Raw genomic sequence first — 13,096 nt, 5'->3', positions numbered from 1 at the left:
GGGGCGGGCGGGGCTCGTGAGGCCGTTGGGGTACGCCGTGCATCCGGGGCGGGCCGGGCTCGTGAGGCCGGCGGGGCGCGCCGTGCGTCCGGCAGGGACGGGGCGCGTGAGGACGGCGGGGCGCGACTCCGGTCCGAGGCGGTCGGGGGATCCGTCCGGACCGCCCCGCGCCGCGCGTCCGGCGGCTCACGGCCCGCCCGGGACGACCGATTTGGGGGTCGGCAGGGGTGGTCCCCCGGCGGTACGTTCGGAGGGCCCGGCCAAGCACACCACAGCCAGAAGGAGTTCATGGTGAACGATTGGCGGATCTACCGTGGGGCCGGGCATCCGCACGACGAGATACGGCGCCTGCCCGCCCCACCGCCCTGGCGCGACTTCTCGACGGGCGGAGCCGACGACACCCTCGCCGGTTCCGACCGCCGGCTCGGCGTCAAGCGCAGACTCGTCCAGAACCACCATCCCCGGCCCGCCGAGACCGACGCCGTCAACGCCGCGCTGTACCTGCGCCGTCCGCTCCTCGTCACCGGCAACCCGGGCACCGGCAAGTCCACCCTCGCGCACGCCGTCGCCCACGAGCTGGGCCTCGGCCGCGTGCTGCGCTGGCCCATCGTCAGCCGCTCCACCCTCCAGGACGGCCTCTACCGGTACGACGCCATCGGCCGCCTCCAGGACGTCCAGCTGGAGCGCGCCCAGACCGGTGCGCCCGGCTCCGCCGCCGCGGCCCCGGCCGGCATCGGCTCGTACATCCGGCTCGGACCGCTCGGCACCGCGCTGCTCCCCTCCGAGCAGCCCCGCGTACTGCTCATCGACGAGCTCGACAAGAGCGACCTCGACCTGCCCAACGACCTCCTGAACGCGCTGGAGGAGGGCGAGTTCGCCATCCCCGAGCTGGAGCGGCTCGCCGACCGGGAGCCCGTCGTCGAGGTGCTCAGCGACGACGGCCGCAAGGTGCCGGTGTACGGCGGCCGGATCCGCTGCACCACCTTCCCGTTCATCGTGCTCACCTCCAACGGCGAACGGGACTTCCCCGCCGCCCTGTTGCGCCGCTGCATCCGTCTGGAGCTCGAACCTCCCGGCGAGGAGCAGCTCGGCGCCATGATCGAGGCCCATCTCGGGACCGACGCCGCCTCGGGCGACGGCGAACAGGGCCTGGTCCAGCGCTTCCTGAACCGCGAGCCGGGCGAGGTCATCGCCACCGACCAGCTGCTCAACGCGCTCTACCTCACCCAGCACGCCTCCCGCGCCGAGCGGGTGACCAGGGAACGCATCGCGGACATGCTCATGCAGCCACTCGATCAGCCGAGGTGATGACCGGATGCACCGGACGCACCGGATGCCTCTGGAGGAGCTGACCCGCAGACTGCGGGCGGGCGGGGCGGACCCGTCCGCCGAGGCGGTCGCGGACGCGCTCTGGCTGTCCCAGTGGCTGCCGGAACCGGAAACCCCGGCTCCGGAGCCGCCCTCCCGCACGGACGACGGGAGCACGGTGACCGCCCCGACCGCCGACGAGGGGCGAGATCCGGCCAATCGCGAGGAGGCGCCCTCGCGCACGCCCGAGCGCCCGTCCCGGCGTACCGGAAGCCACGAGTCCGTCGCCCTCCACATGCGCGGCGGAGCCGCCGCGGCGGACGGAGTACGCGGTGGCCCCGGCGGCGGTACGAGACGGGGCGCCGCCCTGCCCGTACGCGCGCCCGGCGCCAACGCCCTGCCCGGACTCCTCGGCCTCCAGAAGGCCCTGCGCCCGCTGCGGGGGTACGCGCCCGCCCCGCCGCGCCCCGGCGAGGGCACCCTCGACGAGGAGGCCACCGCCGAGCGCAGCGCCGCGGCCGGCATCCTCACCCCGGTCCTGCGCCCCGCCGCCGGCCGCCGGCCCGACATCCAGCTCCTCATGGACACCGGCCCCGCCATGATCGTCTGGGACCGCATGGTCGAGGAGCTCCGCCAGGCCTGCCAGCAGTCCGGCGCGTTCCGCGACGTCCAGGTCCACCGCCTGTACGACACCGGCGAAGGCCCCCCGCTCGTCACCACCACCTCCGGCGCCGACGGCCGGCCACGGCTCCGCCCCGTCGACCAGCTCCACGACCCCACCGGGCGCCGCCTCACCCTCGTCGTCAGCGACTGCGTCGGACCCCTCTGGCAGCGCGGCGCCGCCCACCGCTTCCTGCGCCAGTGGCCCCGCCACTCCCCGCTCGCCCTCGTCCAGCCGCTGCCGCCGCGCCTCTGGCCGCGCACCGCGCTCCCCGCCGAACCGGGCACCTTCCAGCGCTCCGCGCGCCCCGGGGGCCCCGCCGCCTTCCGCTCCGACGACGAACCCTGGGCGGTCCTCGACCCGGCCCGGCGGGCCGTTCCCGTGCTCACCCCCACCCCCGAGGCCTTCGCCTCCTGGGCCCGGCTCCACACCGGCCACGGCGGCGACACCGTCCGCGGCTGGGCCGCCTGGCTCACCCCCGAACCGGCACGGCCGCAGGCGCCCCGGACACCCCGCGCCCCTCGCGGCGACGAGGAACTCCTGCGCGCCTTCCGGGCGGGCGCCTCCCCGGGGGCGCTCCGGCTCGCCGTCCAGCTCGCGGCGGCCCCGCTCACCCTCCCCGTCATGCAGCTCGTCCAGCGCGCGATGCTGCCCGACACCGGGCCCATGGAGCTGGCCGAGGTCCTGCTCAGCGGGCTCCTGCGCCGGCTCCCCGGCCCCGCCCCGTACCCCTGCTTCAGCTATCCGCCCGGCATCCAGCAGCTCCTCCTCGGCTCGCTCGACCCCGGCGCCGCCGCCCTCGTCCTCAAGCACTGCTCGGCCTACGTGGAGCGCAACTTCGGCCAGGGCATGCGCAACTTCCCGGCGCTCGCCGCCGCCCGGCTCGCCGGCCACGGCCCCGCCGCCGACGGCGAGGGCGGACCCGGCCTCGCCACCCCGCCCGACGCGACCGACGACACCACCGGGCCCGAGGGCGCCGAGGCGGAACTGTTCGCCCGCATCCCCGCGCGCGTGCTCCGCTTCTACCACCCCGACCTCGTCACCCCCGACCCGCTCACCGAGGCCCGCCGCCTCCTCGACCAGGGACGCGCCCAGTCCGACCCCGCTCTCCTCTCGGCCGCCCGCGAGCGCGCCGAGGAGGCGCTTCCGGCCGCGCCCGTCGAGGCCCGGGTCGTCCTCGGCCGCATCCTGTCCGCGGAGGCGGGCACCGGGGCCGCCCGGCGGGCGGGCAACCGCCGCGAGCTCCTCACCCGGGCCGCCGACACCCTCGTCCACGCCGGGGAACTGGCCCGGCCCGGAGACGACCACTGGGCCGAGGCCCGTCTCGAACGGGCCGTCGTCCACCACGCCCTGTGGCAGGAGACCGACGACGTCCGGCAGCTCGACGCCGCGCTCGACGCGCTCGCCGGGGACACGGACCAGTGGCCCCCGGCCGCCCGGCCCACCCTGCACCTGCGCCGGGGAAGGCTGCTCCTGGCGCGCGGCGACGGCGCCGCGGCGGCCGAGGAGCTCACCAAGGCCCTCGCCCTCGGGGAGAGCGCCGCCGCCCTGCTCGACCTCGCCGACGCCCTGCACCTCGCCGAGGCCGGACCGGACCGCATCACCCCCGTCCTGGACCGCGCGGAAGCCCTCGTCGGCGACGGGCGCGCCCTGAAGGTGCGTCACACCGTCGCGCGAGCACGCCTGTACGAGACCACCGGCGACGGTGCGGCGGCGGACGAGGCGTACGAGGAGGCCACTCTGCTCGCCCCCGCCGAGAGCGGACAGCGAGGCCGGCTCCTGCTCACCTGGGGCGAGTCCCTGCTGCGCCGCGCCGCCGCCGACACCGGGACCGGGCCGGTCGACCGTGCCGAGTCCGTCCTGCGCGAGGCCCTCACCTGCCTACCCGCCGGCGCCGCCGCCCGCGAGCGGGCCCGGATCCTCATCGGCAGCGTGCTCGCCCTGCGCTTCGACCGCGCGGGCTTCCTGCCGGACCTGTACGAGAGCCGTCACCTCCTCGACGAGGCCGTTCGCACAACCCGTGACCCGGAGACCCGGGCCGAGGTCTGGCTCCAACTGGGCTGGGTGCAGCTGCAGCTGAGCGAGGCGGCGAGGGACGGGCAGCTCGTCGGCGCTCTCACCGCCTTCCAGCGCGCCGCCGACGGTACCCGCGCCGCCCGCGGCGACACCCCCGGCACGGTTACTCTGGCGCGGGCCCTCCACGCCCAGGGGGCGGTGCTGTACCTGATGGACCGCGTCGGCCACGCCGCCACCGTCCTGGAGGAGGCCGCCGAGCAGTGGCGGCGGCTGGACGGCGTACTGGTGCCGGTGGACTGGGCGGACGTGCAGCGGACCCGGGCCCTGCTCGCCGAGGTCGGCGCCGTCCCCCGCCCGCGGCCGGACCTCCTCTCACGCGAGGAACGGCGCCGGATCGCGCCGCCCTGGTGGGCATGGCGCGAAGGGGAAACGGAACGGCTGGATAACGGGGGCGCGCATGGGCGCAGTTGAGTCGAACGGGTTTCCGTCTCCGAGGCGTCGGGAAGAACCGCTCCGCCGCTACGACCGTGGGGGGCAAAGGCCGGTGAGGAGGAGCCGAGGGTGTTGGAGCACACGAAGCGGGGCGCAGGCGTCGACCGGGCCGGAGGACGGCCCCGGGGCCTGCCCGACCTCACCGGCGTGGACCTGCGAACCTTGCGCTTCATGGACGATCCCGACCTGGCAGACGCCGTCGAGCGGGTGTTCTGGCGGACGCAGGAGCTGGGGGATTCCTGGTTGGAGAGTGCCGGGGACGGGGTCCACGGCTGATCTCCGCCGGAGCGGCTGTGCCGACCGGCCGTTTCCGGCCAGATGCCCGCCGGTCGACGGCGGACCGGCACGACGTAAGGGGAGGCGGGCATGAACGTCGCGCCGCTGCCCGCGCCGGCCTTCGCCGAGCTGGCCCGGACCAGCTCCGCCCCGGCCGGGCTGACCCTGCTGCGGTCCGCCCTGCACACCCGGCGGCTGCTGCTCCTCAAGGCGCTCCTGGTCCGCGTCCACGGGCAGCGCGAGGCCGTCGAGCCCGGCGCCCTCGGCCGCTTCGAGCGCTCCTGGGACCTGCTCGAACGGGTCGAGCGAGGCCACCCCGCCGTGGTCCGTGACGTCCTCGACTACCCGATGACCGGTGTCTGGCTGGCCACCGTGCTCGCCGAGCCCGCCGGGCCCGGCTTCGACCGGCTGCTGGCCCGCCTCGACATGGTCTCGCTCACTGCAGCCCTGCGCTGCGGCGGCCCGCTCGACCTGACCGTCGAGAACCCGGACGGCCTGCTCTCCCTGCCGGGCGTGGGGCGGCTGAGGGTGGCCGCGGACCGCGTCCGGATCAGTGCCGACGACCGGACCGTACGGTTCCATCCGGACGGCGCCCGGCATCCCGCGCCCGCCGTCCTCACCCTCGTCGACCGGCGCCACGGCGTGCTCGCGGGCCGAGGGCCCGACTGGAGCCCGGTGCGTCCGCTGCCCCGTGGCACCGCACGTCTGGACGACCTCGACCCGTACAGGGTGCCGGTGGGCGCGGCGGGCGGCTCCGTCGGCACCGCCGCCGACCACGACGACATCGACCACGCCGCCTGGTCCGCTCGCTGGCACGCGGCCCACGAGCTGCTCGCGTACACCGACCCCGGCCGGGCCGTCGAGGTCACCCGCTCGGTCCGTGTGATCGTGCCGCTCGTCCCTCGAGGGTCGCGGCACCGCGGCGCCACACTGAGCGCCGCTCCCGGAGCCGTGCTGACCTCGCTGCCCGACGGGGCACAGGGGATGGCCGAGACGCTCGTCCACGAGCTGCACCACAGCAAGCTGGCCACGCTTCACGAGATCGTGCCGCTGTACGGCCCCGGGCGGGACGCCGTGCACCAGGTCGGCTGGCGGCCCGACCTGCGGCCCATCGCAGGTGTGCTGCACGGAGCCTACGCGCATCTGGCGCTCGCCGATCTGTGGCGGCGCGCGGCCACCGTCGACGGGGTGCGGAAGTCCTGGCGGTCCGATGCCGGGCAACAGTTCGACGAACTCCACGATCAGGTGGGTGAAGCGCTGGCGATCCTGCTTGAATCCGATGAACTGACTCCGGAGGGGCGGGAGTTCGCGGAGCAAATGAGGCGGCACCACGCGAGCCTCGGCGCGGCTCCCCTGGCCGCTGGGTAACACTGTGCCCACGGCACATGACACTGCGTTGCGCGGGAGCGGGACGGGAGACACGACAGATGGCGGAACAGCGGTCCGGCGGTGCGGCGGACCACGGGGACAGGAACGGGCCGGAACACGTCCTGGTGGTCTTTCCCGGCTATCACCGCCCTTGGGCGACCTGGGTCAACCAACGGCTCGATGCCCACGGCGTGCGCGCCACCCTCCAGCGCTGGGACCCTCCGCGCGAGGTGCCCCTCGAAGACTCCCTCGGCGACCTGCTGCTCGCCCGTGGCCAGGTGCTGCTCGTCCTGGACGACTGGTTCTTCCAGCTCGGCCCACGTGCGGCCGGCGAGTGGAACGACGTGCTGCGCGGCTTCGTCGCCGCCCATTCCGAGCGGTTCGCCGCGGTCAACCTCACCAACCGGCCCCTGCTCCCGGCCACCGCCGTCCTCGAACCCGTCAGCCTGTGGGGCGTCGGCGAGGAGGAGGCCGAGGCCCGGCTGCTCAGCCGGCTCGGCATCGATCCGCGCCGTGCCGCGGGCCGCCGGCTGCCCGCCGGGGCCCTCGTCCGCTTCCCGGACACGCCCCCTGAGATCTGGGGCGAGATCCCGCGCCGCAACCCGCGCTTCACCGGCCGCGACGACCTGCTCACCGAGCTTCAGGCGCGACTCATGGACGCCGGGCGCGGCAACGCCGCATGCACCCTGGTCGGCATGTCCGGCATCGGCAAGACCCAGATGGCCGCCGAGTACGCCCACCGCTTCAGCTCCGACTACGACGTCGTCTGGTGGGTCAGCTCCGACGACCGCAACGTGCAGCGCGACCGCTTGGGCGAACTCGCTGCCGAACTCGGCCTGACCACCGGCAACGAGCCCGGCGAACGCATCCGCGCAGTCCGCGAGGCCCTGCGCCGTGGCGACCCGCACTCTCGCTGGCTCGTCATCTTCGACGGCTGGGACGACACCGACGGCGCGAACGTGATGCTGCCGCACGGTCCCGGCCACGTACTGATCACCTCCCGAAACCGCGGCTGGGACGAGTTCACGGACACCCTGAACATCCGCGGCTTCGACCGGGCCGAGTCCACGGCCTACCTGATGCGCCGTGCCCCGCACATCACCGCGCCCGAGGCCGACGAGGTCGCCGCCGAGTTCGGCGACGTGCCGCTGCAGCTGGTCCAGGCCGCCGCCTGGCTCGGCGAGTCCCGGATGGAGGTCCCCGAGTACCTGCGCATGGTCCGGGAGGGACGGATCAATGCGATGGACGAGCCAGCTGGCGGCGACGGCATCCCCAACGCCTCCCTGACCTCCTGGTCGATACTGATCAACCGGCTCCGACGCACCCAGCCGCAGGCCATCGACGTGCTCAGCCTGTGTGCCTCCTTCGCCCCCGGCCGCATCCCGCTCGGCATCGTCCGCGCCTACCCGCAGGCCGACCTCCCCGAGGACCTGCGCTGGATGGTCACCGACCTCGCCGCCTGGTCGCGGGCCCTGGACACCCTGGTCAACTACTCCGTGCTCAGCCGTGAGTCACGCGGCCCGGTCGCGAGCGGGGAGATGGGGCCCCACCAGGAGTCCGTGCACATGCACCGGCTCGTCCACGACATCGTCGCCCGGCTCACCGACGGCGAACACCGCACGGCCCACCGCAAGGCCGTCCGCACCCTGCTCGCCGAGGCCGATCCCGGCAACCCCCTGGACAGCCGGAACTGGCCCCGCTACGCCGAACTCTTGCCCCACCTGGAACCCTCCGGAGCCCTGGCCAGCCGGAACCCACGCGTGCAGACCGCCGTGCTCAACTGTCTGCGCTACTGCTTCCGCAGCGCCGAATACCGGGCCGGCATCCGGCTCGCGGAGCGGATCCGGGAGACCTGGTCCACCTTCATGGACCCGGTGAGCCCCGAGATGCAGGAGCTCACCAACCAGGAGTGCTCCATCCTGCGCAATTACGGACGCTTCCGCGACGCGTACCAACTCGATCTCGCCCTGCGCGCCCGCCTCGACGAGGCAGCGACTCCCGACCCGCTCGGCTCTCTCCGTTCGGCCATCTCCATCGCCAGTGACCTCCGCTACCTCGGGCAGTACCAGGAATCGGAACGGATGCAGCGCGACGTCGTTGCCGAGTCCCAGCGCCTCCTCGGCGAGAACGAATTCCTCACCCTCGTCGCCGGGAACAACCTCGGGGTCGCCCTGCGGATGCTCGGACGATACAAGGAGGCGTACGAACAGGACATCGCCTCCCTCGCCCGCGCGGAGAGCGCTCTGGGCGCCCTGCACTCGCAGACCCTCATCCTCGGCAACAACGTCGCTCAGGACCAGCGCCTACTCGGCCAGTACCGTGAGGCGCTGGCCCGTCAGGAGGCCAACGTCCGCGTGCACGTCCGGATCATGGGGCCGCAGCACCTGCAGACCCTGTACGCCCGGGCGCAGCTCGCTCTGTGCCGTCGGCGGGAGGGCAGTTTCCAGCAGGACCTCGGTGCCACCATGGCGAGCCTGCTCGAACAGATGCAGCAGGTGCACGGGCGCGACCACTACATCACCCTCTCGTCGATCAACAACTACGCCAACTACCTCCGCGAACACGGCGACCTCGACCACGCCCGCGAACTCAGCCGCGAGGCCGAGGCCGGCTACCGGGCCCTCCTCGGACCCGCGCACCCGGTCGCCACCGGCGTCCTCGCCAACACCGCCCTCGTCCTCCAGGCGTCCGGCGAACGCGCGGACGCCCTGGCCATCCTGGAGGCCGCGCTCGCCGGACTGACCTCCTCGCTCGGGTCCGACCACCCCTGGGTGCTCGGCTGTGCGCTCAACGCCGGAGCCGCCCGCAACTTCAACGGCCGGGTGCACGACGCGGCCGAGCTCAGCCGGGACACCCTCCGCCGCGCCCGGCACACCCTCGGCAACGAGCACCCGCTCACCCTGTCGTGCCAGGTGGCCCTCGCCACCGACCTGCGCGGACTCAGGGAGACCGAGGAGGCCGGGAAGCTGGAGGAGGACGCCCTGCTCACCCTCACCCGCACGCTGGGCGCCCAGCACCCGCACACCCTGTCGGCACGCCAGCGCAACCGGCCCTACTGGGACTTCGAGGCCAACCTGGGCTGACCGCCCGTACGCGCACCGGAAACGCCGGAGGCCCGGCACCCACAAGGGGTGCCGGGCCTCCTTCCGTACGCGTACGGAGTGGTCGATCAGGCGTCGAAGACCTCGTTGACCAGCTGCTGCTGCTCCGCCTGGTGGCGCTTGGCCGAGCCGACCGCCGGGGAGGAGGAGTGCGGACGCGAGATCCGGCGCAGGCGCTCGCCCGCCGGGATGTCCGCGCCGACCGCCAGGTCCAGGTGGTCGATCAGGTTGAGCGCGATGAACGGCCAGGCACCCTGGTTCGCCGGCTCCTCCTGCGCCCAGATGTACTTCGCGGCGTTCGGGTACTTGGCGATCTCGGCCTGCAGCTCGGCACCCGGCAGCGGGTACAGACGCTCCAGACGGATGATCGCGGTCTCCGTGTCACCGCGCTTCTGACGCTCGGCCTCCAGGTCGTAGTAGACCTTGCCGGCACAGAAGACGACCTTGCGGACATCGGCCGGGTTGGCCGTCGAGTCGCCGATCACCGGGCGGAAGCCGCCGGTGGTGAACTCCTCCACCTTGGACGCCGCGGCCTTCAGACGCAGCATCGACTTCGGGGTGAAGACGATGAGCGGCTTGTGGTGCGGGTTGTGCACCTGCCAGCGCAGGAGGTGGAAGTAGTTCGACGGCAGCGTCGGCATGGCGACCGTCATGTTGTCCTGGGCGCACATCTGGAGGAAGCGCTCCGGGCGCGCGGACGAGTGGTCCGGGCCCTGGCCCTCGTAGCCGTGCGGCAGGAGCAGCGTGACGCCGGAGGTCTGGCCCCACTTCTGCTCGGCCGAGGAGATGAACTCGTCGACGACGGTCTGCGCGCCGTTGACGAAGTCACCGAACTGGGCCTCCCAGATGACCAGGGAGTCCGGGCGGGCCAGCGAGTAGCCGTACTCGAAGCCCATCGCCGCGTACTCGCTGAGCAGCGAGTCGTAGACGTTGTAGTGGGCCTGGTCCTCGGTCAGGTAGAGCAGCGGGGTGTAGTCCTCGCCGGTCTCCTGGTCGACCAGGACCGCGTGGCGCTGGCCGAAGGTGCCGCGGCGGGAGTCCTGGCCCGACAGGCGGACCGGGGTGCCCTCCATCAGCAGGGAGCCGATGGCGAGGGTCTCGCCGAAGCCCCAGTCGATGGTGCCGTCGTCGATCGAGGCGGCACGGCGCTGCATCTGCGGGAGCAGACGCGGGTGGACCGTGATCCGCTCCGGGATGCTGACCTGCGACTCGGCGATCCGCTTCACGACCTCCTGGGAGACCGCGGTGGTCACGCCGACCGGGAACTCGGCCTGCGCGTCCGGGACGGTCGTCGCCGCCGGGGCGGCGGTGGCCTCGCGGACCTCCGCGAACACCTTCTCCAGCTGGCCCTGGAAGTCCTGGAGCGCCTGCTCCGCCTCTTCGAGGGTGATGTCGCCGCGACCGATGAGCGACTCGGTGTACAGCTTGCGCACCGAACGCTTCTTGTCGATCAGGTTGTACATCTGCGGGTTGGTGAACTGCGGGTTGTCGCCCTCGTTGTGACCGCGGCGGCGGTAGCAGATGAGGTCGATCACGACGTCCTTGTTGAACGTCTGGCGGAACTCGAAGGCGAGCCGCGCGACGCGGACGACGGCCTCCGGGTCGTCGCCGTTCACGTGGAAGATCGGCGCCTCGATCATGCGGGCCACGTCGGTCGCGTACATCGAGGAACGCGAGGACTCCGGGGCGGCGGTGAAGCCGACCTGGTTGTTGATGACGATGTGGACCGTGCCGCCGGTGCGGTAGCCCCGCAGCTGCGACATGTTCAGCGTCTCGGCGACGACACCCTGGCCGGCGAAGGCCGCGTCGCCGTGGAGGGCGACGGGCAGGACGGTGAAGTCCGTGCCGCCCTTGTTGATGACGTCCTGCTTGGCGCGGACGATGCCTTCCAGGACCGGGTCGACCGCCTCCAGGTGCGAGGGGTTGGCGGCCAGGGAGACCTTGATCTGCTCGCCGTCGAGGCCCGTGAAGGTGCCCTCGGCGCCCAGGTGGTACTTCACGTCGCCGGAGCCGTGCATCGACTTCGGGTCGAGGTTGCCCTCGAACTCGCGGAAGATCTGCGCGTACGACTTGCCGACGATGTTCGCCAGGACGTTCAGCCGGCCGCGGTGGGCCATGCCGATGACGACCTCGTCGAGGCGCGACTCGGCGGCCGAGTCGATGACCGCGTCGAGCAGCGGGATGACGGACTCGCCGCCCTCCAGGGAGAAGCGCTTCTGGCCGACGTACTTCGTCTGCAGGAAGGTCTCGAAGGCCTCCGCCGCGTTCAGCCGGCGCAGGATCCGCAGCTGCTCCTCGCGCTCCACGCGGGAGTGCGGGCGCTCGACGCGGTCCTGGATCCACTTGCGCTGCTTCGGGTCCTGGATGTGCATGAACTCGACGCCGGTGGTGCGGCAGTACGAGTCGCGGAGCACGCCGAGGATGTCGCGGAGCTTCATCATCGACTTGCCGGCGAAGCCGCCGACCGCGAACTCGCGCTCCAGGTCCCACAGGGTGAGGCCGTGCTCGGTGATGTCCAGGTCGGGGTGCTTGCGCTGCTTGTACTCCAGCGGGTCGGTGTCGGCCATGACGTGGCCGCGGACCCGGTAGGAGTGGATCAGCTCGAAGACGCGCGCGGCCTTGGTGACGTCGTCGTCGTGCGAGGCGTCGATGTCCTTGAGCCAGCGGACCGGCTCGTAGGGGATGCGCAGGGCCTTGAAGATCTCGTCGTAGAAGCCCTCCTCGCCGAGGAGGAAGTTGGCGACGACGCGCAGGAACTCGCCGGAGGCGGCGCCCTGGATGACGCGGTGGTCGTACGTCGAGGTCAGGGTCATGACCTTGGAGATGCCCAGCTTGTTCAGGGTGTCCTGGGAGGTGCCCTGGAACTCCGCCGGGTAGTCCATCGAGCCGACGCCCATGATGACCGACTGTCCGGGCATCAGACGCGGCACGGAGTGGACGGTGCCGAGGCCGCCGGGGTTGGTCAGGGAGACCGTGACGCCGGAGAAGTCCTCCATCGTCAGCTTGCCCACGCGGGCGCGCTTGACGATGTCCTCGTAGGCCTGCCAGAACTCGAAGAAGTTGAGCGTCTCGGCCTTCTTGATGCCCGCGACGACGAGCTGGCGGTCGCCGTTGGGCTTGACCAGGTCGATCGCGAGACCGAAGTTCACGTGCTCCGGCTTGACCAGGGTCGGCTTGCCGTCCTTCTCCGCGAAGGAGTAGTTCATCGACGGCATGGCCTTGATCGCCTGCACCATCGCGTAGCCGATGAGGTGCGTGAAGGAGATCTTCCCGCCCCGGGCGCGCTTCAGGTGGTTGTTGATCACGATCCGGTTGTCGAAGAGCAGCTTCACCGGGACGGCGCGGACGGACGTGGCCGTCGGCACCTCCAGGGAGGCGTTCATGTTCTTCGCGACCGCGGCGGCGGGGCCGCGCAGCGTGATCAGCTCGGGGCCGGCGGGGGCCTCCTTCGCCGGCGCGGCCTTCGCCGCGGCCGGAGCGGCGGCGGCGGGCTTCGCGGCGACCGGCGCGGGGGCCGCGGCGGGCTTCACGGGAGCCGGGGCCGGGGCCGGGGCCGCGACCGGGGCGGGCGCGGGGGCCGGAACGGCAGGCGCGGCCTGTGCGGGGCCCGCCTGCGCCGCGGCGGGCGCGCTCTGAGTGGTGGCGGCCGGGGCGGCCGGGGTCTCCGACGCTCCGGGCTTGTAGTCGGCGAAGAAGTCCCACCAGGCACGATCGACCGAATTCGGGTCCTGGAGGTACTGCTGGTAGATCTCGTCGACGAGCCACTCATTGGCACCGAAGGCGGCTGCGGGGCTCACGCCCTGCCCGTCTTGGTGGGCCGGGGAGCTCGGGGTACTGGGGGACTGAGACGACACGGCGGCAACCGCCCTCTTCC

Annotated in this window: 6 protein-coding genes; 5 read left to right on the top strand and 1 reads right to left on the bottom strand. The window is 72.9% G+C overall.

Features of this window, described 5'->3' with window-relative positions:
* Nucleotides 1-291 precede the first annotated feature (291 nt).
* The 5 genes from IE237_RS01295 to fxsT all read left to right on the top strand — a co-directional run bounded on the left by IE237_RS01295 (nt 292) and on the right by fxsT (nt 9,204).
* Nucleotides 292-1,308 (top strand): AAA family ATPase, encoded by a 1,017-nt coding sequence (locus IE237_RS01295; protein WP_189800642.1) that lies wholly within the window; start codon nt 292-294, stop codon nt 1,306-1,308.
* Nucleotides 1,309-1,315: 7 nt separating this feature from the next.
* Nucleotides 1,316-4,456, top strand: a complete 3,141-nt coding sequence (locus IE237_RS01290; RefSeq protein ID WP_189799912.1) for an SAV_2336 N-terminal domain-related protein — start codon at nt 1,316-1,318, stop codon at nt 4,454-4,456.
* 90 nt (nt 4,457-4,546) lie between these two features.
* Complete coding sequence (locus IE237_RS01285; RefSeq protein WP_189799911.1) at nt 4,547-4,753, top strand: FxSxx-COOH-like cyclophane-containing RiPP peptide; 207 nt, start codon at nt 4,547-4,549, stop codon at nt 4,751-4,753.
* A gap of 90 nt (nt 4,754-4,843) precedes the next feature.
* On the top strand, nt 4,844-6,121 hold the full coding sequence (locus IE237_RS01280; RefSeq protein WP_189799910.1) for an HEXXH motif domain-containing protein: 1,278 nt from the start codon (nt 4,844-4,846) through the stop codon (nt 6,119-6,121).
* Nucleotides 6,122-6,180: 59 nt separating this feature from the next.
* Nucleotides 6,181-9,204: an FxSxx-COOH system tetratricopeptide repeat protein gene (gene fxsT, locus IE237_RS01275; protein ID WP_189799909.1), complete on the top strand. Its 3,024-nt coding sequence runs from the start codon at nt 6,181-6,183 to the stop codon at nt 9,202-9,204.
* Nucleotides 9,205-9,290: 86 nt separating this feature from the next.
* Here the strand turns inward: fxsT and IE237_RS01270 are convergent, their stop codons facing one another.
* Nucleotides 9,291-13,076 (bottom strand): multifunctional oxoglutarate decarboxylase/oxoglutarate dehydrogenase thiamine pyrophosphate-binding subunit/dihydrolipoyllysine-residue succinyltransferase subunit, encoded by a 3,786-nt coding sequence (locus IE237_RS01270; RefSeq protein ID WP_189799908.1) that lies wholly within the window; start codon nt 13,074-13,076, stop codon nt 9,291-9,293.
* Nucleotides 13,077-13,096 lie beyond the last annotated feature (20 nt).

The organism is Streptomyces tanashiensis (assembly GCF_014648895.1).
GTDB classification, from domain to species: domain Bacteria; phylum Actinomycetota; class Actinomycetes; order Streptomycetales; family Streptomycetaceae; genus Streptomyces; species Streptomyces tanashiensis.
The sequence above is the reverse complement of the archived record's forward strand: the minus strand, read 5'-3'. Positions and strand labels throughout refer to the sequence as shown.

Coding starts and splice junctions, on each gene's coding strand:
- IE237_RS01290 (WP_189799912.1), top strand. CDS start 1,316: ATGCACCGGACGCACCGGATGCCTCTGGAGGAGCTGACCCGCAGACTG.
- IE237_RS01280 (WP_189799910.1), top strand. CDS start 4,844: ATGAACGTCGCGCCGCTGCCCGCGCCGGCCTTCGCCGAGCTGGCCCGG.
- fxsT (WP_189799909.1), top strand. CDS start 6,181: ATGGCGGAACAGCGGTCCGGCGGTGCGGCGGACCACGGGGACAGGAAC.